The following is a 23,463-nucleotide window of genomic DNA, read 5'->3' as shown; positions in this document are numbered from 1 at the left end:
CGGTCGCCCGCTTCCCCGCGGGTGGCCGGGGCTCGGCCCTTCGACGGCCCGGCGGAGAAGGAGCGAACCGGTCAGTCCTGGTGGCCGAGCTGGAGGTCGCGTTCGGTGCGTCCGCCGCCGGCCATCCGCAGGACGGTGGCGACGGGCGGGTATCCGGCGGCGATGACGGTGTACTCGCCGGAGGACAGGTCCACGAAGCGGAAGGTTCCGTCGGCGCCGGTGGTGAGGGTGTCGACGACGTTGCCCGCCGCGTCGAGCAGGGTGACCCGGGCGTCCTCGACCGGGCGCCCGCCCCCGGCGCGGACGGTGCCGCGCAGTACCGAGCCTCCGGCCAGTTCGATGTCCTGGCGGGTCTCCCGGGAGGACTGGACGCTCACCGGGAGCGCGGCGGGCCGGAAGGCGGGGGCGCTGGCGGCGAGGGTGTACTCGCCCGCGACCAGTTCGGAGATCACGTAGCCGCCCTCGCGTCCGCTGCGGGTGGAGGCGACGACCTCGCCGCGTACGTCGGTGAGGGTGACGGCGGCGTCCCGGACGGGTGTCCCGTCGGCGGTGACGACGCTGCCCGCGAGGCGTCCGGCGCCGCCGAGGACGACGTCGAGCTCGACGGGGCGTTCGCCGACGGTGACCGAGACGGCCTGCGGCTGGTGTCCGCCCGCCGCCGCGATGAGGACGTACGCGCCGCTGCCGGGGGCGCTCAGCGCGTACCGCCCGTCCTCGCCGCTGGCGCCACGGCCGACCTGACGGCCCTGGACGTCGATGAGGGTGAGGGCGGCCCGGGGGACCCGGCTGCCGTCGTGGTGCTGGACGGTGCCGCAGACGGGAAGGCCCGAGGTCAGGGGGGTGGGAGTGGTGGCCGGGGCGGCGTACCGGGCGGGTGGGACGGCCCAGGTGGTTCCGGGGTCGTCGGCTCCGGTGGCCTCGGTGGTGGGGAGGTGGTGGGACACCAGCGGTTTCTCCTTGAGGAAGAAGGCGAGGACGAAGCCGACCACGAGGACCGGCACGAGGTAGAGGAAGATGCGCGGCATCGCGTCGGCGTACGCCTGGACGTAGGCGTCGCGGAGGGCGGGCGGCAGGGTGTGGACCGTCTGCGGGGTGATCGACGCGGCGGGCGGCGGGGTGGCGCCGCCGGAGCCGAGTCCGGCGAGCCGGTCGCCGAGGGCGTCGTCGAGCCGGGAGGCGAAGAGGGTGCCGAAGACGGCGGCGCCGACGCTGCCGCCGATCTGCCGGAAGTAGGTGTGGGCGCTGGTGGCGGTGCCCAGGTCGGCGGGACGTACCGAGTTCTGCACGGCGAGGACGAGCACCGGCATGACGAGGCCGATGCCGAGCCCGAGGACGGCCTGGGACAGGCTGTACTCCAGGCGCGGGGTGCCGACGTCCATGCGGGACAGCAGCCACATGCCGAGGACGGAGACGGCTCCGCCGACCACGGGGTGGAGGCGGTAGCGGCCGGTGCGGCTGACGAGCTGGCCGGAGACGACGGAGGAGACGACGATGCCGCCCATGAGCGGCAGCATCAGCAGACCGGACTCGGTCGCGCTGGCGCCCTCGACCATCTGGAGGAAGCTGGGCAGGTAGCTGGCGGCGCCGAAGAGCGCGATGCCGATGACGGCGCCGACGAGTGCGGTGACGGTGAAGACGGAGTCGCGGAACAGCCGGAGCGGGATCAGCGGTTCCGCCGCGAAGTGCTCGACGACCAGGAAGAGCAGGGCGGCTCCGGCGGCTCCGCAGGCGAGGCCGATGACGACCCGGGAGCCCCAGGCGTACTCGGTGCCGCCCCAGCTGGTGAGCAGGACCAGACAGGTGGAGGCGACGGCCAGGAGCAGGGCGCCGAGCACGTCGAAGCGGGCCCGCGCGGCGGGCTTGGGGAGTTTGAGGACGACGGCGACGACGGCGAGGGTGACGAGCCCGAAGGGGACGTTGAAGTAGAAGCACCAGCGCCAGGAGACGTGGTCGGTGAAGAAGCCGCCGAGCAGCGGCCCGGCGACGGAGGCGAGGCCGAAGGCGGCGCCGATGAGGCCCATGTACCGGCCGCGTTCCCTGGCGGGCACGATGTCGGCGATGATCGCCTGGACGCCGATCATGAGGCCGCCCGCGCCGATGCCCTGGACGGCCCGGAAGGCGATGAGCTGGTCCATGCTGCGGGACCAGCCCGCGAGACCCGAGCCGATGACGAAGACGACGATGGCGAAGAGGAAGACGCCCTTGCGGCCGAGGAGGTCGCCGAGCTTGCCGTAGACGGGCAGGCCGATGGTGGACGTCAGCAGGTAGGCGGTGATCGCCCAGGACATCCGGTCCAGGCCCTGGAGTTCGCCGACGATCTTCGGCAGGGCGGTGGCGACGATCATCTGTTCGAGCGCGGCGAGGAGCAGCGCGAGCATCAGGCCGCAGAAGACGAGCCGGACCCGGCGGGGGTCGAGCGGGACGGGGCCGGGTGGCGGGGCGGAGTCTGCGGGCGGGCCGCCGGTGACGGGCGGTTCGCCGCCCTGGACGTCCTTCGCCATGGTGATCGCACCCACGTACTGCTCCCCTCGTGACGGCGTCCGCGCCGCCGTACGACGGCGACCGCGCCGCGTCAGGACGGCGTGCGCGCCGCGCCATTCTTCGCATCGGCCGCGAAGGGGGAGCAAGTCGACGGGTGCGGGAGTCCGGGGGCGCTCTGGGCCCCGAACGACCGTGCCTTACGGCGCACTTGGGGCGCTCATCAGCGCGTTTACGAGAAGGTCCGCGCCCCCTGGCGCACGGGGCGCCGGTACGGGGGACGCGGACGATCCACTCGAATCAGTGAACGCCCGGAGCGTTACTTCTCCGCTCCGGGCGCCACTTCTCAACTCCGGTGTGCCACTTCTCGACTCCGTTGTGTCACTTCCCGGATTCGGTACGTCACTTCTCCACTTCGGCGGCCAGCTTGTCGAGGACGGCGTCGTAGATCCGACCGAGCCCCTTGGGCGCGAAGGTGCGCTCGAAGAAGCCTCCGACGCCGCCCGCGCCGTTCCAGACGGTGCTGACGACGACGCGCGACGCGCCCTCTCCGGCGGGGGTGACGGTCCAGGTGGTGACCATGGAGGAGTTGCGGTCCTTCTCGACCAGCTGCCCGTCGGTGGGCTCGGTGACCTCCAGGAGGCAGTCGCGGACGCGCTTGCTGGTGGCCTGGAGCTTCCAGTGGACGAGGGTGCCCTCGCCGTCGCCGCCCTCGCGCACCTCGTACTCGCTGAAGTGCTCGGGGAGCAGCTTCGCGCGCGTGCCGCTGTAGTCGGCCAGCGCGTCGAACACCGTCTCCGCGTCCGCCGCGACGATCCGTTCGGTGGTGGCCTCGACCTGCGCCATTGACGTCCTCCAGCTCATGGTTCCTCGGGGGTGTGGGCCTAGGGAACCACGCCCGCTGCGGGGTGCGAAATCCGGGTTGCGGTGATCATGGGAACAGATGTTCTATTCTGGCCGAACGGTCGAGCCGCACCCGTGGCGGAACCGAGGAAGAACCACCGAGGAGGCGTCCATGCGCTGGGACCATCTGGGCGACGACCCCGCCGCTCCCGCCGACACCGCCCTGTTCGGCGCGGACGCGGTCACCACCAGAACCTTCGACACGCCCGAGTTCCGGGGCATCACCTTCCACGAGGTACGGGCCCGCTCGGTCCTCAACCGGGTGCCCGGCGCCTCCCGGATGCCGTTCGAATGGACGGTCAACCCGTATCGGGGGTGCACACACGCGTGCGTGTACTGCTTCGCCCGCAAGACCCACGGCTACCTCGACCTCGACACCGGGATCGGCTTCGACACCCAGATCGTCGTCAAGGTCAACGCGCCCGAGGTGCTCGCCCGCCAGCTCGCCTCCGCCCGCTGGCACGGGGCACACATCGCGATGGGCACCAACGTGGACTGCTACCAGCGCGCCGAGGGCCGGTACCGGCTGATGCCCGGCATCCTCACGGCGCTGCGCGACCGCGCCAACCCGTTCTCCGTGCTCACCAAGGGGACGCTGATCCTCCGCGACCTGGAGCTGCTCACCGAGGCGGCCCGGGTCACCGAGGTCGGCATCTCCGTCTCCGTCGGCTTCACCGACCGGGAGCTGTGGCGCACGATCGAACCCGGCACCCCCTCGCCGCAGGCCCGGCTCGACGTCGTCCGCACGCTCAGCGCGCACGGCATCGACTGCGGGGTCCTGATGGCACCCGTCGTCCCCTTCCTCGGCGACCGGCCCGAGCAGTTGCGCGCCACCGTCCGCGCCGTCGCCGAGGCCGGAGCGAGCTCGGTCACCCCGCTGGTGCTGCATCTGCGCCCCGGCGCCCGCGAGTGGTTCACGCGATGGCTGCGGGAGCACCACCCCGGTCTGGTGGGACGGTACGAGCGGATGTACGCGGACGGGGCCTACGCGCCGACCTGGTACCAGCGCCGGATCACCCGTCAGGTGCACGAACTGGCGGCCGAGTTCGGGATCGGGCCCGCGCACCGGGGAACGGCCCGCCGGATCCCCGTACCGGAGGAACCGGAGTCGGCGGCGGCACCCGAGCAGCTCACCCTGCTCTGACCGACCGGCCCTCGCGCCTTCACACCCTCACACCCCCGCACCGGCTGGCCGTCGGGCCCGGCACCGGAGCGCCGGACCCTTCCCGCCCCGGGCGGCCCCTCCCTCTGACACGCCGTCGGATCCCCTCCGTTCGGGTCAACTCTGGCTCCGACGGGTCCTGTCCCGGTCCGTTCGGGGCACGGACGCCCTATGACCCCACGCGCAGGAATGCTGATCGCCGCGGGAGCGCTGGTCGCCGGGACGGTCACCGTCCTGCCGGCCGTCCCGGCGGGCGCCGCCGGGCCGGCTCCCCGGCCGCTCCCCCCGCTCACCTGGACGGACTGCGCCACCAAGGCGTATCCGAAGCTCCAGTGCGGCACCCTCAAGACGCCCCTGAACCACGACGACCCGGCGGGCCGGACGGTCACGCTCGCCCTCACCCGGGTGCCGCACACCGCGAAGACCTTCCAGGGGCCGCTGCTCGTGAACCCCGGCGGACCCGGCGGCAGCGGGCGGGCCCTGGCCGGTCACGTGGCGGCGGCGCTGCCCCCGGAAGTGGCGGCGGAGTACGACGTGATCGGCTTCGACCCGCGCGGGGTGGGCAGGAGCGAACCCACGCTCGACTGCGAGCCCGGTCACTTCGCACCGGTCCGCCCGGCCTCCGTGCCGCGCGGCGCCGAGGCCGAGCGGGTCCAGATCGAACGGGCACGCTCCTTCGCGAAGGCCTGCGGCGAGAAGTACGGGGACGTGCTCCCGTACATCGACACGGTGAGCGCGGCGAAGGACATGGACGTCATCCGCCGGGCGCTGGGCGCGCCGAGGATCAACTACCTCGGGTACTCGTACGGCACCTATCTGGGCGCCGTGTACGCCCGGCTCCACCCGGACCGGGTGCGGCGCATGGCGCTGGACTCCGTCGTGAACCCGCACGGCGTCTGGTACGAGGACAACCTCGCGCAGGACTTCGCGTTCGACGCACGCCACAAGACGTTCATGGCGTGGATCGCCCGGCACGACTCCACGTACCGGCTCGGCACCGATCCGGCGGCGGTCGAGGCGGCCTGGTACCGGATGCGCGACGCCCTGCGCGAGGCCCCGGCGGGCGGGAAGGTCGGACCGGGCGAGCTGGAGGACACCTTCCTGCCGGGCGGGTACAACAACGGCTACTGGCCACGTCTCGCACAGGCGTTCGCCGCGTACGTCAACGACGGGGACGCGGTGCCGCTGAAGGAGGCGTACGAGCGGTACGGGGAGGCCGACGCGGCCTCCGACAACGGCTACTCGGTCTACACCGCCGTGCAGTGCCGGGACGCGGGCTGGCCCCGGGACTGGAACGTCTGGCGCCAGGACACCTGGGACACGCACGCCAAGGCCCCCTTCTCCACCTGGAACAACGCCTGGTACAACGCGCCGTGCGCGTTCTGGCCGGTGCCGTCGCTGACCCCGCCGGACGTCGGCAACGACCAGATCCCGCCGGTCCTCGTCCTCCAGGCCACGGACGACGCGGCGACGCCGTACGAGGGCGGGGTCGCGCTGCACCGGCTGCTGCGCGGCTCCAGCCTGGTCGTCGAGGAGGGCGGCGAGAACCACGGGGTGACCCTCGGCGGGAACGCGTGCCTGGACGGGCATCTGGCGGCCTACCTCACCGACGGGAGGGTCCCGCGCGCCGAGGACGACGGCGAGGTGGACGCGGTCTGCGCGGCGCTGCCGGAACCGGAGCCGCAGCCGGTGGCGCCCCCGGCGGCGAAGGGGTCCGCGAAGGAGTCCGCGGGGCCCTCGACCAGGTCCGCCGAGGCCGTCCCGGAGCGCCCGGCGACGGCCGGTGCGCCCGACCCGGAGGCCGTGTCCGGGCTCGTGGAGTCGGCCGGGGACACTCTGCACGAGCTCCTCGGCCAGGTGCGCTGACCCACCCCTCCCCCACCGGCGACGCCCGCGCCCCCGGAGGGACGCGGGCGTTGTCAGCGGCCCGCGCCCCGGAAATGCGGGCGCGGGTCAGCGGCCCGCGCCCCTGGAGGTGCGGGCGTCGTCCGTGGCGTGCGTCCCGGAGATACGGGCGCGTTGTCAGTGGCGTGCGCGAGGATGGGCGCATGACGAGCCACCTCACCCATGTACCCGCTCCCGACGGCCTCGCCGCCAGCCCGCAGTACAGCCATGTCGTCTGGGGGACCGGCCGGTTCGTCGCGATATCCGGCCAGTGCGCCTTCGACGCGTCGGGCGCGGTGGTCGGGGAGGGCGACACGGTGGCGCAGGCGCGTCAGGTCTTCGCGAACCTGGAGCGGTGTCTGGCGGCGGCGGGCGCCGATTTCGGTGACGTGGTGAAGCTGACCTACTTCGTCACGGACGTGGCCCATCTGCCCGCCGTGCGGGAGGCCAGGGACGCGTACTTCGCCGGGACGCCGCTGCCCGCCAGCTCGGCGGTGCAGGTCGCGGCGCTGGTCCGGCCCGAACTGCTGGTGGAGATCGAGGCGTTCGCGCTGGTTCCGTAGCGCCCAACAGGACGTTCTCCGAAGCGGACGGGCCCCGGCCTCACCGCCGGTGGCGTCCGACGCGTCCCCGCCCGACGCGCGTCCCCGTCCGACGCGTCCCCGCCCGGCGGGCCGGTCCTCAGCCGGTGGCGTCCAGTCGGCCGAGGGAGCGTCCGGCCGCCGCGCCGAGCCTCGGGTGCGGCAGGGCCGCTTCCAGGGCGGGGCGGGCCCGGGGGTCGCCGAGGGCGCCGAGGCCCTCGACACAGGCGAGGCCGACCCGCCAGTGCGGGTCCTCCGGGGAGAGCCGCCGTCCGAGGACGGTGACGAGCGCGGGGACGGACTCGGGGGCGCGGAGCTCCGCGAGCAGCCGGACCGGCAGCAGGGCGTAGGCGGCGCGGAGTTCATTGGTGGCGAGGGCCGCCGCCGCGCGGGCGGTGCGCGGGTCACCGAGCCGGGTCAGCGCGTGGGCCGCGGTGACACAGCGCTCGGGGTCGCGGTGGTTGAGGAGGAGCACCAGCGACTCGAAGGCGCGGGCGTCGCCGAGGAGTCCGAGACGGCAGGCGGCGATCTCGCGGGCCCAGAGCGGGCGTCCGGGCGCGGTGAGCGTCCGGTGGAGTTCCTCGGGATCGGTGGTCGCGGCGAGTTCCGTGAATGCGCCGGGAAGGGTTTCTCCGGCATTCTCGATCTCGTCCCGCAATCGATCGATCATCGAGCAGAATTCGGGATCCTCCGCGCTGTTCATGAATCCGAGACTATCCGCGATCCAGATCACATTTTCTCCGACTTCCGGGACTGGCGCGCTCGTTACCCGCCGGTTAGTCTCAAGTGAGCGGGGCACCCCCCGCGCTCTTCCCACGACGGCCTGGTGACGCAGCCGTCGTGGCGTTCGTCGGTTCGGCGGTTTCGACGTGGCTCCGGGACAGGGTCCGTCGCTCCTTTTCTCCAGGCCCTCCTCTCTGCTCTCCGGGCCTTCCTCCTGTTCTCCGGGCCCTCTTCCCGCATTCTCCGGAGGACGCCCTCCGGAGGACGCCCTCGTTCTCTTCCGCGCTGTTTCCCTCCGCGCGGACACCGCCCTCAGTCGTCACTCTTCCTCCCAGGAGTCCCCTGATGGACATCCCCCTTCCCACCATCGCCGTCGTCGGCCTCGGCACCATGGGCACCGGCATCGCGGACGTCCTCGTCCGGGCCGGCCGCGAGGTCGTCGGCATCGACGTCAGCGACACCGCCGCCGACCGGGCCGTCGCGGCCCTGGAGAACTCCACCGCCCGTGCCGTGGCGCGCGGGCGGATCACCGAGGAGGAGCGGCGGGACGCGCTCGCCCGGTTCCGTACCTTCTCCGACCTCCGGGCGGCGGCCGACGCGGATCTCGTGATCGAGGTCGTCCCGGAGTCGTACGAGGCGAAGCAGGAGGTCTTCCGGGCCCTGGACGGCATCGTGCGGCCCGACACGGTCCTGGCGACGGGCACCAACGCGCTGTCCGTCACCCGGCTGGCCGCCGACTCGGCGCACCCCGAGCGGGTCCTCGGCCTGCACTTCTTCACCCCGGTCCAGGCGATGAAGCTGGTCGAGGTGGTGTCCTCGGTGCTGACCGACCCGAAGGCGGTGGAGTCCGTCACGCGGCTCGCCCTCGATCTGGGGAAGGAGCCGGTGGCGGTCGGCGACCGGGCCGGTTTCATCGCGGACGGACTGCTCTTCGGCTATCTGAACCAGGCAGCCGCCATGTACGAGGCGAAGTACGCCTCCCGTGAGGACATCGACGCGGCGATGCGGCTGGGCTGCGGTCTGCCGATGGGGCCGCTCGCGCTGCTCGACCTGATCGGCGTGGACACCGCCCGTACGGTCCTGGAAGCCATGTACGCCGACTCGCACGACCGGCTGCACGCCCCCGCCCCGGTCCTCAAGCAGCTCAGCGAGGCGGGACTGACCGGCCGCAAGTCGGGGCGCGGCTTCTACACGTACGCGGCGCCGGGCTCCGGCGAGGTCGTGCCGGACGCGCTGACCCCGCCCGACGCGTCCGAGGCGGGCGGCGGGCGGGCGGTCCGCTCGGTCGGCGTCGCCGGTTCGGGCACGATGGCCTCGGGCATCGCGGAGGTCTTCGCCAAGGCGGGGTACGCGGTCGTGCTGGCCGCGCGTTCCCAGGAGAAGGCGGACGCGGCCAAGGCGCGGATCGCGAAGTCGCTGGCCCGTTCGGTCGACCGGGGGCGGATGACGGGCGAGGCACGGGACAGGACACTGGCCCTGATCACCCCGGCGGGGACCCTGGAGTCCTTCGCCGAGGTGGATCTGGCGGTCGAGGCGGTCGCCGAGGACCTGGCGGTCAAGCGGGAGCTGTTCGGCGGGCTCGACAAGATCTGCAAGCCGGGCGCGGTGCTCGCCACGACGACGTCCTCGCTGCCGGTGGTGGCCTGCGCCCGTGCGACCACCCGTCCGCAGGACGTCGTCGGGATGCACTTCTTCAACCCGGCCCCCGCGATGAAGCTGGTCGAGATCGTCCGTACGGTGCTGACCGGCGACGAGGCGCACGCCACCGTCCGCGCGGTGACGGAGAGGATCCGCAAGCACCCGGTGGACTGCGGCGACCGGGCCGGATTCATCGTGAACGCGCTGCTCTTCCCGTATCTGAACAACGCGATCAAGATGGTCCAGGACCATTACGCGACGCTGGACGACATCGACGCGGCGATGCGGCTGGGCGGCGGCTACCCGATGGGGCCGTTCGAACTGCTCGACGTGGTCGGCCTCGATGTGTCGCTGGCGATCGAGCGGGTCCTGCACCGCGAGTTCCGCGACCCGGGCCTGGCGCCCGCGCCCCTCCTCGAACACCTGGTGGCCGCGGGCTGCCTGGGCCGCAAGACGGGGCGCGGCTTCCGCGAATATGCCAGGCGCTGAGCCGGGAGACCCCGTCCGGGGCGGTCTGCCCGAGCCGGGAGACCCCGTCCGGGGCGGTCTGCCCGAGCCGGGAGACCCCGGCCGGGGCGGTCTGCCGATCCCTCCGGGCACCCCCGGTGCCCTGCGGGTACGGCCGCCCCCACCTGGGCACACTCCCCCTCCGATGCAGTACGTTCGGACCATGCCCAAGGCCGCGAAGACACCCCGTGCCACCTCCTCGTCCGACGCTCCGGAGAGCGCGGCGGGGACCCGCGCCGCCGCGCAGCGGCTCAAGATGCGCCGGGAACTGGCCACGGCCGCCATGGAGCTCTTCGCGACCAAGGGGTACGAGGCGACGACGGTCGACGAGATCGCGGCCACCGCCGGGGTCGCCCGGCGGACGTTCTTCCGCCACTTCCGCTCCAAGGAGGAGGCGATCTTCCCGGACCACGACGACACGCTGGTCCGGGCGGAGGCGGTCCTGAACGCGGCCCCGCCGCACGAGCACCCGCTGGACACGGTGTGCCGGGGCATCAAGGAAGTCATGAAGATGTACGCGGGGTCCCCCTCGGTCTCGGTGGCGCGCTACCGGCTCACCCGCGAGGTGCCGACGCTGCGGGAGCGGGAGATCGCCTCGGTGGCCCGCTACGAGCGCCTGTTCACCCGCTATCTCCTCGCGCACTTCGACGAGCGGGACCACCACGACGGCAACGACGATCCGCTGCTCGCCGAGGTGGCCGCGTCGGCGGTCGTCACGGCCCACAACCACGTGCTGCGGCGCTGGCTGCGGGCGGGCGGCGAGGGCGATGTGGAGACCCACCTGGACCACGCCTTCGCGATCGTCCGCGACACCTTCGGGGCGGGTATGGGAGTGGGTCGTCCGGGCCCCGCCCCGTCCCCCGCCGCCGTGTCACCGGCCCCGGCCGGCCTCCCGGCGAGGACCCGGACCGCCGCGGCGGTCCGGGCGTCCGCCGCGGGTGACGTGGTGGTCGCGGTGGTCCGTACGGACGCTCCGCTCGACGAGGTCATGCGGACCATCCAGCAGGCGCTCGGCAGCGCCTGAACCCCTCTCCGCACAACAGGCCGCACCCCGACCGGGGTGCGGCCTGTTGTGCGTTTGCGCAGGTCGGAGCCGGTCGAGGGGCCCATTCGATCGATCATCGCTCATCTGTGGGCAGAAGATTGCATCTGAGAGAAATCATTGGCACGCAGTGCCTTGTCACGTGACACGGCGTGCCATACGTTGATGTTGTCCGGGCGGCCGGAGCACGGAGGAAACCTCGCGCGCCGACTGTCCCCACGAGCGATCGCGCCCGTGCGCCCGGACGCCTGCGTCACAGGCAACCCCGCGCCCACCAGGCGCCGCGCCACCCGCACCACCGAGCCGAACCGACGGCACACCTCCACAGCAGCAGACTCCCCGTCGTACCCCTCAGGCGTCCCCTTCCCGGACGCCCATCGCCGGAGGCAACCCGTGAAGGAAATCCTGGCCGCGATCCAGTCGCAGGACGCCACGTCCGACGACTTCGCGAACATCCCGCTGCCCGAGTCGTACCGTGCCGTCACCGTCCACAAGGACGAGACGGAGATGTTCGCCGGGCTCGCCACCCGCGACAAGGACCCGCGCGCGTCGCTCCACCTGGACCAGGTGCCGCTGCCGGAGCTGGGCCCCGGCGAGGCGCTCGTCGCCGTCATGGCCAGCTCGGTCAACTACAACTCGGTGTGGACCTCGATCTTCGAGCCGCTGTCGACCTTCGCCTTCCTGGAGCGGTACGGCAGGCTCTCCGAGCTCACCAGGCGCCACGACCTGCCGTACCACGTCATCGGCTCCGACCTCGCGGGCGTCGTGCTGCGCACCGGCCCCGGCGTCAACGCCTGGCGGCCCGGCGACGAGGTCGTCGCGCACTGCCTCTCCGTCGAGCTGGAGTCCTCCGACGGCCACAACGACACGATGCTCGACCCCGAGCAGCGCATCTGGGGCTTCGAGACCAACTTCGGCGGTCTGGCCGAGATCGCGCTCGTCAAGTCCAACCAGCTGATGCCGAAGCCCGACCACCTGAGCTGGGAGGAGGCGGCGGCCCCCGGCCTCGTCAACTCCACCGCGTACCGCCAGCTCGTCTCCCGCAACGGCGCCGGGATGAAGCAGGGCGACAACGTCCTGATCTGGGGCGCCAGCGGCGGACTCGGCTCGTACGCCACCCAGTTCGCCCTGGCCGGCGGCGCCAACCCGATCTGTGTCGTCTCCTCCCCCGAGAAGGCCGCCATCTGCCGGTCCATGGGCGCCGACGCGGTCATCGACCGCGGTGCCGAGGGCTACCGGTTCTGGAAGGACGAGCGGACCCAGGACCCCAGGGAGTGGAAGCGCTTCGGGTCGAAGATCCGCGAGTTCACCAGCGGCGAGGACATCGACATCGTCTTCGAGCACCCGGGCCGCGAGACCTTCGGCGCCTCCGTGTACGTCACCCGCAAGGGCGGCACCATCACCACCTGCGCCTCCACCTCCGGCTACATGCACGAGTACGACAACCGCTATCTGTGGATGTCCCTCAAGCGGATCATCGGCTCGCACTTCGCCAACTACCGCGAGGCCTGGGAGGCCAACCGCCTGATCGCCAAGGGCAAGATCCACCCCACCCTGTCCAAGGTCTACCCCCTGGAGGAGACCGGCCAGGCCGCCTACGACGTCCACCGCAACCTGCACCAGGGCAAGGTCGGCGTCCTGGCCCTCGCCCCCGAGGAGGGCCTCGGCGTCCGCGACCCCGAGAAGCGCGCCCAGCACCTCGACGCCATCAACCGATTCCGCAACGTCTGAGCCCGGGACAACAGATGACTGAGCGTCAGAAAGACCGGCCGTGGCTCATGCGGACGTACGCCGGTCACTCGACCGCCGAGGCGTCCAACGAGCTGTACCGGCGCAACCTCGCCAAGGGCCAGACCGGGCTCTCGGTCGCCTTCGACCTGCCCACGCAGACCGGGTACGACCCCGACCACGTCCTCGCCCGGGGCGAGGTCGGCCGGGTCGGCGTCCCCGTCTCGCACCTCGGTGACATGCGACGGCTGTTCCAGGACATCCCGCTGGAACAGATGAACACCTCGATGACCATCAACGCCACGGCGATGTGGCTCCTGGCGCTCTACCAGGTGGTCGCCGAGGAGCAGGGCGCGGACACCGCCCTGCTCCAGGGCACCACCCAGAACGACATCGTGAAGGAGTACCTGTCGCGCGGGACGCACGTCTTCCCGCCCGGCCCCTCGCTCCGCCTCACCACCGACATGATCGCGTACACGGTCGGCCACCTCCCCAAGTGGAACCCGATCAACATCTGCAGCTACCACCTGCAGGAGGCAGGAGCCACCCCGGTCCAGGAGATCTCGTACGCGATGTCCACCGCGATCGCCGTGCTCGACGCGGTCCGCGACTCCGGCCAGGTCCCCGAGGACCGCTTCGGCGAGGTCGTCGCCCGCATCTCCTTCTTCGTGAACGCGGGCGTCCGCTTCATCGAGGAGATGTGCAAGATGCGCGCCTTCGGACGCATCTGGGACAAGATCACCCACGAGCGGTACGGGATCGAGAACGCCAAGCAGCGCCGGTTCCGCTACGGCGTCCAGGTCAACTCACTCGGTCTGACCGAGGCCCAGCCGGAGAACAACGTCCAGCGGATCGTCCTGGAGATGCTGGCCGTCACCCTCTCCAAGGACGCCCGCGCGCGGGCCGTGCAGCTGCCCGCCTGGAACGAGGCGCTCGGCCTGCCCCGCCCCTGGGACCAGCAGTGGTCGCTGCGCATCCAGCAGGTCCTGGCCCATGAGTCCGACCTCCTGGAGTACGAGGACATCTTCGCCGGTTCCCATGTCGTCGAGGCCAAGGTCGACTCGCTCGTCGGGGAGTGTCTGGCCGAGATCGACCGGATCCAGCAGATGGGCGGCGCCATGGCGGCCGTCGAGTCCGGCTACCTCAAGTCGCGGCTCGTCTCCTCGCACGCCGAGCGGCGCGCCCGCATCGAGGCCGGTGACGAGAAGATCATCGGCGTGAACATCTTCCGGTCGACCGAGGAGAACCCCCTCACCGCCGACCTGGACACCGCCATCATGACGGTCGACCCGGCGGTCGAGGCCCGGGTGGTCGGCGCCGTCGGCCGCTGGCGCGCCGAGCGCCAGGAGTCCACCGACCGGCAGGGCAACGGCGACCCGTTCGTCTTCCCCACCACCCAGCAGGCCTTGGAACTGCTCAAGGAGACCGCCCGGGGCACGGACAACCTCATGGAGGCCACCCTGGAGTGCGTCCGCGCGGGCGTCACGACCGGCGAGTGGGCCGGGGCCCTGCGCGAGGTGTTCGGCGAGTACCGGGCGCCCACCGGTGTCTCCTCCGCCCCGGTCGCGGTGACGGCGGAGGCGGGCACTCCGATGGCCGGGGTCCGCGAGAAGGTGGCGCGGACCGCCGAGGAGCTCGGCTGCGGGCGGCTGCGGCTGCTCGTCGGCAAGCCCGGTCTCGACGGGCACTCCAACGGCGCCGAGCAGATCGCCGTACGCGCCCGCGACGCCGGTTTCGAAGTGGTCTACCAGGGCATCCGGCTGACTCCCGAGCAGATCGTGAGCGCGGCCCTCGCCGAGGACGTGCACTGCGTGGGCCTCTCGATCCTCTCCGGCTCGCACACCGCACTGGTGCCGGACGTCCTCGACCGGCTCCGCGAGGCGGGCGCGGCCGAGGTGCCGGTCATCGTCGGCGGGATCATCCCGAACGCCGACGCCGCCGAACTGAAGCGGGCGGGCGTGGCCGCCGTCTTCACCCCGAAGGACTTCGGCATCACGGAGATCATCGGTCGTATCGTCGACGAGATCCGGAAAGCGAACAAGCTCAGCCCCCTTGAAAGTACGGAGGTCCTCGCATGACCAGCCCCGCTTCCCCCGTGAACCGGCTCCGCCCGCGCCGTTCCTGCCTGGCGGTCCCCGGCTCCAACCCCCGGTTCCTGGAGAAGGCCCAGGGCCTCGCCGCCGACCAGGTCTTCCTGGACCTGGAGGACGCCTGCGCCCCGCTGGCCAAGCCCGAGGCCCGGCACACCATCGTGAAGTTCCTCAACGAGGGCGACTGGACCGGCAAGACCCGGGTGGTCCGGGTGAACGACTGGACGACCCACTGGACGTACCGGGACGTCGTCACGGTCGTCGAGGGCGCCGGCCAGAACCTCGACTGCATCATGCTGCCGAAGGTGCAGGACGCCCAGCAGATCGTGGCGCTCGACCTCCTGCTGACCCAGATCGAGAAGACCATGGGCTTCGAGGTCGGCAAGATCGGCATCGAGGCGCAGATCGAGAACGCCCAGGGCCTCAACAACGTCAACGCGATCGCGGGGGCCTCCCAGCGCGTCGAGACGATCATCTTCGGCCCGGCCGACTTCATGGCCTCCATCAACATGAAGTCGCTGGTCGTCGGCGAGCAGCCGCCCGGCTACCCGGCGGACGCCTACCACCACATCCTGATGAGCATCCTGATGGCCGCCCGCGCGAACAACCTCCAGGCGATCGACGGGCCCTATCTGCAGATCCGCAACCAGGAGGGGTACCGCGCGGTCGCGCGGCGGGCCGCCGCCCTGGGCTTCGACGGCAAGTGGGTGCTCCACCCGGACCAGGTCGCCGCCGCGAACGAGATCTTCTCGCCCTCGCAGGAGGACTACGACCACGCCGAGCTGATCCTCGACGCGTACGACTACCACACCTCGGACGCGGGCGGCCGGAAGGGCTCCGCGATGCTCGGCGACGAGATGATCGACGAGGCCTCCCGCAAGATGGCCCTGGTCATCGCGGGCAAGGGCCGCGCCGCGGGCATGGAGCGCACCGGCACGTTCGAGATCCCGGAGGCCTGATCCCATGCAGTTCGGCCGCACCTACGAAGAGTTCGAGACCGGTGCCGTCTACAAGCACTGGCCCGGGAAGACGGTCACCGAGTACGACGACCACCTCTTCTGCCTGCTGACGATGAACCACCACCCGCTGCACCTGGACGCGAACTACGCCGGGAACACGACGGACTTCGGGAAGAACGTCGTCGTCGGCAACTACGTCTACTCGCTGCTGCTCGGCATGTCCGTGCCGGACGTCTCCGGCAAGGCCATCGCCAACCTGGAGGTCGAGTCGCTGCGGCACGTGGCGCCGACCTTCCACGGCGACACGATCTACGGCGAGACCACGGTCCTCGGCAAGACCCCGTCGAGGTCGAAGAGCGACCGCGGCATCGTCCACGTCGAGACCAAGGGGTACAAGCAGGACGGCACCCTCGTGTGCGTCTTCCGCCGCAAGGTGATGGTCCCCACCGAGACGTACGTCGAGGAGCGCGGCGGGGAGCAGCCCGGCCGCCCCGAGCTCGTCGAGCCCGCCCGGAAGACAGAGAAGACGGAGAAGTAGCCATGGCCCGACTCGCCCAGACCGCCGGGCTCACGGACGTCCAGCGGGAGATCCTCAGGACCGTCCGGGACTTCGTCGACAAGGAGATCATCCCGGTCGCGACGGAGCTGGAGCACCGCGACGAGTACCCGCAGCAGATCGTCGACGGGCTCAGGGAGCTCGGTCTGTTCGGTCTGATGATCCCCGAGGAGTACGGGGGTCTGGGTGAGTCGCTGCTCACCTACGCGCTGTGCGTGGAGGAGATCGCCCGGGGCTGGATGTCGGTCTCCGGCATCATCAACACGCACTTCATCGTGGCGTACATGCTGAAGCAGCACGGCACGGCGGAGCAGAAGGAGCACTTCCTGCCGAGGATGGCGGCGGGCGAGACGCGCGGCGCGTTCTCGATGTCGGAGCCGGGACTCGGCTCGGACGTGTCGGCCATCACGTCGAAGGCGGTGCGGGACGGCGAGGAGTACGTCCTGAACGGCCAGAAGATGTGGCTGACGAACGGGGGCACCTCGTCCCTGGTGGCCGTTCTCGTCCGGAGTGACGAAGGACACCCGGAGGGCACCGCCCCCCACAAGTCGATGACGACCTTCCTCGTCGAGAAGGAGCCCGGCTTCGGAGAGGTCCGTCCGGGCCTCACCATCCCCGGCAAGATCGACAAGATGGGTTACAAGGGCGTCGACACGACCGAGCTCATCATGGACGGACTACGCATTCCGGCCAATCGGGTCCTCGGCGGGGCCACCGGCCGAGGGTTTTACCAAATGATGGACGGCGTGGAGGTGGGTCGCGTGAACGTGGCGGCCCGTGGCTGTGGTGTCGCTCAGCGTGCTTTCGAACTCGGCGTCTCATATGCCCAGCAACGTCACACTTTCGGCAAGCCGATCGCCCAGCACCAGGCGATTCAGTTCAAGCTCGCCGAAATGGCTACCAAGGTCGAGGCCGCCCATGCGATGATGGTCAATGCAGCACGCAAAAAGGACTCCGGGGAACGAAACGACCTCGAAGCAGGGATGGCGAAGTACCTCGCCTCCGAGTACTGCAAGGAGGTCGTCGAGGATGCCTTCCGTATTCACGGTGGCTACGGATTCTCGAAGGAGTACGAGATCGAGCGCCTCTACCGGGAGGCGCCGATGCTGCTCATCGGTGAAGGTACCGCCGAGATCCAGAAAATGATCATTGGTCGTCGACTGCTCGAGGAGTACCGCTTCCAGGGTTGATTGTCGGTTTTGGGTCGGTTCGGCCGCGAAGAAGATCACACCCTGTGTTCGCCTTCCGGCCGCCGACTCGGTTCCTGGCTTACCCAGTTGCGCCCCGCAACCGATAGCATCGCGGGAAAGCCGCCGTCCCCCGTTGCCAGTGCGGCATCATCCGCTACGAAGGTCATCCATGCCCCACAGCCAAACCTCTGCACACCGCGACAGCCTCAACGGCGTACGCCTCGCGCGCGGAGCATCGCCGTGGCTTCTGCCGACCGTCGCCACCGCGGCGCTCAGCCTCGTGCGCGCCCGCAAGTCGAAGCGCGCCGCGGCCGTCGCCGTGCCGGTCACCGCGCTCGCGGCCGGCATGTTGTGGTTCTTCCGCGACCCCGAGCGCGAGATCGCTCAGGGCCGGGTCATCTCCCCCGCCGACGGCGTGGTGCAGAGCATCATGCCGTGGAAGGACGGGCGCACCCGGGTCGCCATCTTCATGAGCCCGCTGAACGTCCACGTCAACCGCGCGCCGCTGGCCGGCACGGTGACGTCCGTGGAGCACGTTCCCGGCGGTTTCGTCCCGGCGTTCAACAAGGAGAGCGAGAACAACGAGCGCGTCGTCTGGCACTTCGACACCGAGCTCGGTGACATCGAGATGGTCCAGATCGCGGGCGCCGTCGCCCGCCGCATCGTGCCGTACGTCCCCCAGGGGACGAAGGTCGAGCAGGGCGACCGTATCGGCCTGATCCGCTTCGGCTCCCGCGTCGACATCTACCTCCCCGAGGGTGTCGAGGTCGCCGTCGAGGTCGGCCAGGCCACCACAGCGGGGGTGACTCGCATTGACCGTGATTGATCCCGACACACGGGCCGCCGACTGGGTCGCCGGGAGCGACGACGAGTCGGCCGAGGACAACGAGGAGATGCCGTTGTCGCTGAGGCTGTCCATAGCGGACGCCCTCACGCTCGGTAACGCCACGTGTGGCTTCATGGCGGTGTACTTCACCACCACCGGCATCCTCATCCCGCACCTGACGGGCAGCGCGGAGACCGGCATGGCGCGCAACAGCGCCGCCACCGCCGTCATCCTGATGCTCGCCGCGGCGATCTTCGACCTCTTCGACGGGATCGTGGCGCGCAAGCTGCGCTCCTCGCCGATGGGCGCCGAGCTCGACAACCTGTCGGACCTGATCAGCTTCGGGCTCGCCCCGGCCTACTTCGTCCTCGTGTACGGGATGGTCGCGGACGACGCCCAGCAGAAGGTCTCGGCGGTGGCCGCGATCGTGGTGCTGCTCGCGGTGGTGCTGCGCCTGGCCAGATTCTCCTGCGTGACGATGAAGGACGGCATGTTCCAGGGGATGCCGAGCCCCTTCGGCGCCCTGACGGTCGTCTCGATCGTGCTCCTGGAGCTGCCGTTCATCCCGACGCTGCTCGCGATCATCGGTGTCGCGTGGCTGATGGTGAGCCGGGTCGAGTACCCCAAGCCCCGGGGCGTTCTCGCGGTGGCGATGCTCAGCTGGATCGTCGGTGCCATGGGAATGCTGGCGGCGTGGGCGTTCGACGCCCCGGGCGGCGCGTTCCTGCTCCAGGCGGGCTGCGCGCTCCAGGTCGTGATGGGCGCCGTGATCCCCCTCTTCGCGACCGCCCGGCGGGTGAACACCTTCCGCGGCAACCGGCGTGAGAACCGGGAGGCGCGGGCGGCGCAGCTGCCGTAGCGCACGACGTACGGGAAGGGCCCCGGAGGCGATGTCGCCTCCGGGGCCCTTTCCGTGTGCCCGGGGCCCTTTCCGTGTGCCCGGGGCCCTTTCCGTGTGCCCGGGGCCCTTTCCGTGTGCCCGGGGCCCTTTCCGTGTGTCCAGGGTCCTTCCGTGTGCCCGGGCCAGGGGTCAGCCGAGGCGCTTGTAGTAGAGCGTGGTGGCGCGCGGGACGCCCGCCGGGTCGGCGGCGAAGTCCGGGATCGTTCCGGCGGCGGTCCAGCCCGCGCCCCGGTAGAGACGCTCGGCCGGGCTGTCCGTCCGCGTGTCCAGGACGAGCAGCGTGAGCCCGGTCGCGGACGCGTGCGCCTCGGCTTCGGCGAGCAGGACGCGGCCGAGCCCCCGGCCGCGCGCCGACCGGTGGACGAGCAGCCGGGAGACCTCGCCCCGGTGCCGTCCGTTGGCCGTACCGGCGCGGACCAGGGTGACGACGCCGGTGAGGCTCCCGTCCGGCCCGTGGGCCGCCCAGACCTCCCGTACGCCCCGCTCGGCCTCTTCGGCGGCCCCTGACCACCAGGAGGCGGCCACGGCGGGCTCCAGGGGAGCCAGGAAGCCCACGGAGGCGCCGTCGTCCACGGCGTCCACGAGCAGGGCCGCGAGCCCGTCGGCGGCGTGGCGGCGCACCTCGTCGGCGGTGAGACGGGCGACACGGTCGGCGGGCCGCCCGGACCCTGGGTCCGGGTGCCTCTCCGGGCGCTCGCGCGGGGACTCATGCGCGGGCCGGTCCAGGGGCTTCTCCGCGCGCTGGTGCGCGGGCGTCCCCGGGAGCGTCTTCAGGGGCTTCTCCAGACAGAGGAGGCCCGGCCGGTCGTCCCAGGAAGGGACGGTGACGAAGCCGAGGTCCTCGTAGAGGGCGAGCGGTTCCGGTCTCCCGGCCCAGACGGTGAGGCGTACGGCTCCGGCCCCGGCCGCCGCCGCCCGGTCCAGGGCCTCGGTCATCAGGGCCCGCGCGATCCCCCGTCGGCGCGCCCCGGGGGTGACCCAGAGGCGCTTGACCTCCGGCGCCCGGCCCTCCCGGGAGGCCTGGAGGACGACGCAGCCGAGCGGGAGGGGGCCGCCGGGCCCGGTGGCGAGCAGGACCGTGTCGGCGGCGAAGGCGGCGGCCGGGTCCTCGGTCTCGGCCCGGTAGGCGGCCGGAAGCCCGGCGGCCGTGGCGGCGGGCGTTCCCTTCCGCTCCTGGTTGACCAGGTGGTAGGCGGTGAGCAGGGCGGGAAGGCCGGGGTGGGAGCGGTTCTCCTCGATCACGGCGGCCGGACGGATCGGTGCGTTCATGCGCCGAGCCTCACACCGCTTTGTTTCGCCCGTGTGACGTGCGGGGGCCCGGGGCGGTCCCCCGGCGCGGTCACCGCAGGAAGTCGCGGGCGATGGCCGCCGCCACGTCCTCCAGGAGCGGGCCCGCGTTCGCCATGGACGTGGCCGGGTCCGGCTCCAGTTCCGCGAGGGGGTAGGCCCGGCGGATGCCCGCCGCGCCCAGGGCCTCCGGCGGGAGGGCCAGGCGTCCGCAGACCGCGACGACCTCCTTGCCCGCCGCGCGGGCCGCCGCGGCCACGCCCGCCGGGGCCTTGCCGTGCAGGGTCTGCTCGTCGAGGGAGCCCTCGCCGGTGATGACCAGGGTGGCGCGCTCCAGGGCGGGGGCGAAGCCGAGGACGTCGAGCATCAGCTCGATGCCGGGGCGGAAGGCGGCGCCGAGGATGAGCGCGCCGTAGCCGATGCCGCCCGCGCCGCCCGCGCCGGGGGCCAGGGCCGCTTCGGCGGCCCGGGGGCCGACGGCCTTCTCCAGGACGGTGGCGAAGTGGGCGAGGGCCGCGTCCAGGGTGCGGACGTCGTCGGGGGTGGCGCCCTTCTGGGGTCCGTAGACCGCGGGGGCTCCCTTGGGGCCGGTCAGCGGGTTGTCGACGTCGCTGGCGAGGATCAGCTCGACCGTGGCGAGGCGCGGGTCGAGGCCGGAGAGGTCGGCCGAGGCCAGTGCGGCGAGGGCCGCGCCGCCGGGTCCGACGGGCTCGCCGTCCGCGTCGAGGAACCGGGCGCCGAGCGCGGCGAGCATACCCGCGCCGCCGTCGGTGGTGGCGCTGCCGCCGACCCCGAAGACGAGCGTGGTGGCGCCCGCGTCGAGGGCCGCGCGGAGCAGTTCACCGGAGCCGTACGTGGTGGCGGTGAGCGGCGCGAAGACCCCGGCCGGGAGGAGCTGGAGGCCGGAGGCCTCGGCCATCTCCACGACGGCGGTGGTGCCGCGCAGCGCGAAGGCGGCGAGGACCGGTTCGCCGAGGGGGCCCGTCACCGGGAGTTCCCTGCGCTCGAATCCGGCCGCGACGGCCGCCGCGACGGTGCCGTCGCCGCCGTCGGCCACCGGCAGCGTCTCCACCACCAGCTCCGGGACGACCCTGCGGAGTCCCGCCGTGACCCGTTCCGCGACCTGCACGGCCGTGAGCGAGCCCTTGAACTTGTCGGCCGCCACGAGCACGTGGGCGACCTGAGTTGCTGCGCCGTCCGTCACCTTGCATCCCTTGCTTTCGAACGTGCAGTCGCGCCGTGGCCGACCCTATCCGGAGCCCCGGACGGCGTGCCACCCCCGGAAAAGACGAAATTCCGCACCATAGTGGGGTCGCATGAGCACGGAACCGATCGATAGGGACCCGCAGGAGCGGCACGCGCCCGACGGCAAGGTCATCGGCATCGGGGTGGCCACGATCGTCGCCGTCGTCGCCTGGGCCGCCCTCGGCAAGGACTCCTTCGACAGCGCCTCCTCCACGGCCCTGCAATGGGTCCTCACCAACTTCGCCTGGCTGTTCGTGGTGGCCGCCGACACCTTCCTGGTGCTGTGCGTGGTGATCGCGCTGAGCCGCTTCGGCCGGATCAGGCTCGGCACGGACGACTCCGAGCCGGAGTTCACCACGCTGGCGTGGATCGCGATGATGTTCAGCGCGGGCATGGGCATCGGCCTGATGTTCTACGGCGTCGGGGAGCCGCTGACGCACTTCCTCAGCCCTCCCCCGGCCAGCGGGGTCCCGGCGGGCACGGGCGCGGCGGCGCGGACGGCCCTGGAGTACTCGTTCTTCCACTGGACGCTGACCCCCTGGGCGATCTACGGCATCGCGGGCCTCGCCCTGGCGTACGCGGGCTTCCGCAAGGGCCGGGGCAACCGGCTGAGTTCGGCGTTCGTGCCGTTGATGGGCGAGCGGCGGGCGAACTCCTGGCCGGGCAAGGCCATCGATCTGCTCGCGGTGTTCGCGACGGTCTTCGGCACGGCGACGAGTCTGGGGCTCGGCACCCTTCAGGTCGCCGAGGGGCTGAACCTGACGATGGGGGTGGAGGACTCCAGGGCCACCGAGCTGATCATCATCGCGGCGCTCTCGGCCGCCTTCGTGCTGTCGGCGTTCTCCGGGCTGCACAAGGGCGTGAAGTGGCTCTCCACCCTGAACGTCTTCCTCGCGGGCTGTCTGATGCTGTTCGTCTTCCTGCTCGGGCCCACCGTGTACATCCTCGACACCATTCCGGCCTCGGTGGGCGGGTACCTGGACCAGCTCCTGCCGATGGCGAGCCGCACCGGGGCGTTCACCGACGAGAAGTGGCTGGGCGCGTGGACGATCTTCTACTGGGCGTGGTGGCTGTCCTGGGCGCCGTTCGTCGGCACCTTCATCGCCCGGATCTCGCGCGGCCGGACGATCCGGGAGTTCCTGGTGGGCGTGCTCCTCGTGCCGTCCGGCGCGACCGTGGTGTGGTTCTGCGTGATGGGCGGCACGGCGATCCGTCTGGAGTCGACGGGCGCGGCCGATCTGGCGTCGACCGTCAAGGACGGGGCGGAGGCCTCGCTGTTCGGGATGCTGGAGGCGCTGCCGATCGGCACGGTGACCTCGGTCATCGCGATGCTCCTGGTGATGACGTACTTCATCACCAGCGCGGACTCGGCGTCCCTGGTGATGGGGTCGCTGACCAGCCGGGGTTCGCTGCACCCGCCGACCTGGCTGGTGGTGACGTGGGGCGTCCTGATGGCCGTGGTGGCGGCGGTGCTGCTCGTCGCGGGCGGGCTGAACTCGCTCCAGACGGCGACGATCCTGGTGGCGCTGCCGTTCGTGGTGGTGATGCTGGTGTTGTGCTTCGCCCTCCTGAAGGAGCTGCGGGAGGATCCGGGGGCGGGCCCGGCCCGCCACCAGGCCCTGCACGGGATGCGGGACGCGGTCCGCACCCTGGTCGGGGAGGCGATGACCGAGCAGGGCACCCGGCGTCATCCGAGGCTGCGCCGGGCGGCGAAGGCCCGTACGGAGACGGACTCCCCGGAGGACGAGGGCTGAGGGTCCGGA

The 23,463-nt window shown here is 71.7% G+C and carries 18 protein-coding genes; 13 read left to right on the top strand and 5 right to left on the bottom strand.

Annotated features, from left to right (window positions below):
* Positions 1 to 71 precede the first annotated feature (71 nt).
* A complete protein-coding gene (locus tag ACFXGN_RS01050) occupies positions 72 to 2,516 on the bottom strand; it encodes an MFS transporter (RefSeq protein ID WP_384851690.1) in 2,445 nt (814 codons plus the stop codon).
* 364 nt (positions 2,517 to 2,880) lie between these two features.
* Positions 2,881 to 3,324, bottom strand: coding sequence for an SRPBCC family protein (locus ACFXGN_RS01045; protein WP_384853073.1), 444 nt, complete (start codon positions 3,322 to 3,324; stop codon positions 2,881 to 2,883).
* Between the two features lie 169 nt (positions 3,325 to 3,493).
* On the opposite strand from ACFXGN_RS01045, the gene ACFXGN_RS01040 reads away from it, so the two are divergent.
* From ACFXGN_RS01040 to ACFXGN_RS01030, 3 genes are all read left to right on the top strand, one after another.
* A complete protein-coding gene (locus ACFXGN_RS01040; RefSeq protein ID WP_384851688.1) occupies positions 3,494 to 4,525 on the top strand; it encodes an Rv2578c family radical SAM protein in 1,032 nt (343 codons plus the stop codon).
* Between the two features lie 189 nt (positions 4,526 to 4,714).
* On the top strand, positions 4,715 to 6,409 hold the full coding sequence (locus tag ACFXGN_RS01035) for an alpha/beta hydrolase (RefSeq protein ID WP_384851686.1): 1,695 nt from the start codon (positions 4,715 to 4,717) through the stop codon (positions 6,407 to 6,409).
* Between the two features lie 182 nt (positions 6,410 to 6,591).
* On the top strand, positions 6,592 to 6,990 hold the full coding sequence (locus ACFXGN_RS01030) for a RidA family protein (RefSeq protein ID WP_384851685.1): 399 nt from the start codon (positions 6,592 to 6,594) through the stop codon (positions 6,988 to 6,990).
* Between the two features lie 118 nt (positions 6,991 to 7,108).
* Here ACFXGN_RS01030 and ACFXGN_RS01025 read toward each other — a convergent pair whose 3' ends face one another.
* Positions 7,109 to 7,711, bottom strand: a complete 603-nt coding sequence (locus tag ACFXGN_RS01025) for a HEAT repeat domain-containing protein (RefSeq protein ID WP_384851683.1) — start codon at positions 7,709 to 7,711, stop codon at positions 7,109 to 7,111.
* Positions 7,712 to 8,076: 365 nt separating this feature from the next.
* On the opposite strand from ACFXGN_RS01025, the gene ACFXGN_RS01020 reads away from it, so the two are divergent.
* The 9 genes from ACFXGN_RS01020 (at position 8,077) to pssA (ending at position 19,126) form a co-directional block, all read left to right on the top strand.
* Positions 8,077 to 9,858 (top strand): 3-hydroxyacyl-CoA dehydrogenase family protein, encoded by a 1,782-nt coding sequence (locus ACFXGN_RS01020; protein WP_384851682.1) that lies wholly within the window; start codon positions 8,077 to 8,079, stop codon positions 9,856 to 9,858.
* A 181-nt stretch (positions 9,859 to 10,039) separates the two neighbouring features.
* A complete protein-coding gene (locus ACFXGN_RS01015) occupies positions 10,040 to 10,900 on the top strand; it encodes a TetR family transcriptional regulator (RefSeq protein WP_384851681.1) in 861 nt (286 codons plus the stop codon).
* Positions 10,901 to 11,311: 411 nt separating this feature from the next.
* A complete protein-coding gene (gene ccrA, locus ACFXGN_RS01010; protein WP_384851679.1) occupies positions 11,312 to 12,649 on the top strand; it encodes a crotonyl-CoA carboxylase/reductase in 1,338 nt (445 codons plus the stop codon).
* 14 nt (positions 12,650 to 12,663) lie between these two features.
* Positions 12,664 to 14,724, top strand: a complete 2,061-nt coding sequence (locus ACFXGN_RS01005) for a protein meaA (RefSeq protein ID WP_384851677.1) — start codon at positions 12,664 to 12,666, stop codon at positions 14,722 to 14,724.
* Positions 14,721 to 15,695, top strand: coding sequence for an HpcH/HpaI aldolase/citrate lyase family protein (locus ACFXGN_RS01000; protein ID WP_384851676.1), 975 nt, complete (start codon positions 14,721 to 14,723; stop codon positions 15,693 to 15,695). Before ACFXGN_RS01005 ends, ACFXGN_RS01000 begins: the two co-directional genes overlap by 4 nt.
* 4 nt (positions 15,696 to 15,699) lie before the next feature.
* On the top strand, positions 15,700 to 16,233 hold the full coding sequence (locus tag ACFXGN_RS00995; RefSeq protein WP_384851675.1) for a MaoC family dehydratase: 534 nt from the start codon (positions 15,700 to 15,702) through the stop codon (positions 16,231 to 16,233).
* Positions 16,234 to 16,235: 2 nt separating this feature from the next.
* Complete coding sequence (locus tag ACFXGN_RS00990; protein WP_384851673.1) at positions 16,236 to 17,441, top strand: acyl-CoA dehydrogenase family protein; 1,206 nt, start codon at positions 16,236 to 16,238, stop codon at positions 17,439 to 17,441.
* Between the two features lie 169 nt (positions 17,442 to 17,610).
* Positions 17,611 to 18,267 (top strand): phosphatidylserine decarboxylase, encoded by a 657-nt coding sequence (locus ACFXGN_RS00985; RefSeq protein WP_384851671.1) that lies wholly within the window; start codon positions 17,611 to 17,613, stop codon positions 18,265 to 18,267.
* Positions 18,260 to 19,126 carry a CDP-diacylglycerol--serine O-phosphatidyltransferase gene (gene pssA / locus ACFXGN_RS00980; RefSeq protein WP_366442934.1) on the top strand — a complete coding sequence of 289 codons (867 nt, stop codon included), beginning with the start codon at positions 18,260 to 18,262 and terminating at the stop codon, positions 19,124 to 19,126. Before ACFXGN_RS00985 ends, pssA begins: the two co-directional genes overlap by 8 nt.
* A 171-nt stretch (positions 19,127 to 19,297) precedes the next feature.
* Here the strand turns inward: pssA and ACFXGN_RS00975 are convergent, their stop codons facing one another.
* Positions 19,298 to 20,437 (bottom strand): GNAT family N-acetyltransferase, encoded by a 1,140-nt coding sequence (locus tag ACFXGN_RS00975; protein WP_384851669.1) that lies wholly within the window; start codon positions 20,435 to 20,437, stop codon positions 19,298 to 19,300.
* Positions 20,438 to 20,507: 70 nt separating this feature from the next.
* A complete protein-coding gene (locus ACFXGN_RS00970; RefSeq protein WP_384851667.1) occupies positions 20,508 to 21,659 on the bottom strand; it encodes a glycerate kinase in 1,152 nt (383 codons plus the stop codon).
* A gap of 112 nt (positions 21,660 to 21,771) precedes the next feature.
* On the opposite strand from ACFXGN_RS00970, the gene ACFXGN_RS00965 reads away from it, so the two are divergent.
* A complete protein-coding gene (locus tag ACFXGN_RS00965; protein ID WP_384851666.1) occupies positions 21,772 to 23,454 on the top strand; it encodes a BCCT family transporter in 1,683 nt (560 codons plus the stop codon).
* Positions 23,455 to 23,463: the final 9 nt, after the last annotated feature.

This window comes from Streptomyces sp. NPDC059247, assembly GCF_042754005.1.
In the GTDB taxonomy this organism is placed as follows: domain Bacteria; phylum Actinomycetota; class Actinomycetes; order Streptomycetales; family Streptomycetaceae; genus Streptomyces.
The sequence above is the reverse complement of the archived record's forward strand: the minus strand, read 5'-3'. Positions and strand labels throughout refer to the sequence as shown.

Excerpts from the sequence above, each read along its gene's own strand:
- ACFXGN_RS01005 (WP_384851677.1), top strand. The coding sequence starts at position 12,664 with ATGACTGAGCGTCAGAAAGACCGGCCGTGGCTCATGCGGACGTACGCC.
- ACFXGN_RS00990 (WP_384851673.1), top strand. The coding sequence starts at position 16,236 with ATGGCCCGACTCGCCCAGACCGCCGGGCTCACGGACGTCCAGCGGGAG.
- ACFXGN_RS01025 (WP_384851683.1), bottom strand. The coding sequence starts at position 7,711 with ATGAACAGCGCGGAGGATCCCGAATTCTGCTCGATGATCGATCGATTG.
- ACFXGN_RS01045 (WP_384853073.1), bottom strand. The coding sequence starts at position 3,324 with ATGGCGCAGGTCGAGGCCACCACCGAACGGATCGTCGCGGCGGACGCG.
- ACFXGN_RS00995 (WP_384851675.1), top strand. The coding sequence starts at position 15,700 with ATGCAGTTCGGCCGCACCTACGAAGAGTTCGAGACCGGTGCCGTCTAC.
- ACFXGN_RS01035 (WP_384851686.1), top strand. The coding sequence starts at position 4,715 with ATGACCCCACGCGCAGGAATGCTGATCGCCGCGGGAGCGCTGGTCGCC.
- ACFXGN_RS01040 (WP_384851688.1), top strand. The coding sequence starts at position 3,494 with ATGCGCTGGGACCATCTGGGCGACGACCCCGCCGCTCCCGCCGACACC.
- ACFXGN_RS00985 (WP_384851671.1), top strand. The coding sequence starts at position 17,611 with ATGCCCCACAGCCAAACCTCTGCACACCGCGACAGCCTCAACGGCGTA.
- ACFXGN_RS00975 (WP_384851669.1), bottom strand. The coding sequence starts at position 20,437 with ATGAACGCACCGATCCGTCCGGCCGCCGTGATCGAGGAGAACCGCTCC.
- ACFXGN_RS01020 (WP_384851682.1), top strand. The coding sequence starts at position 8,077 with ATGGACATCCCCCTTCCCACCATCGCCGTCGTCGGCCTCGGCACCATG.
- ACFXGN_RS01015 (WP_384851681.1), top strand. The coding sequence starts at position 10,040 with ATGCCCAAGGCCGCGAAGACACCCCGTGCCACCTCCTCGTCCGACGCT.
- ACFXGN_RS00965 (WP_384851666.1), top strand. The coding sequence starts at position 21,772 with ATGAGCACGGAACCGATCGATAGGGACCCGCAGGAGCGGCACGCGCCC.
- ACFXGN_RS01030 (WP_384851685.1), top strand. The coding sequence starts at position 6,592 with ATGACGAGCCACCTCACCCATGTACCCGCTCCCGACGGCCTCGCCGCC.
- ACFXGN_RS01000 (WP_384851676.1), top strand. The coding sequence starts at position 14,721 with ATGACCAGCCCCGCTTCCCCCGTGAACCGGCTCCGCCCGCGCCGTTCC.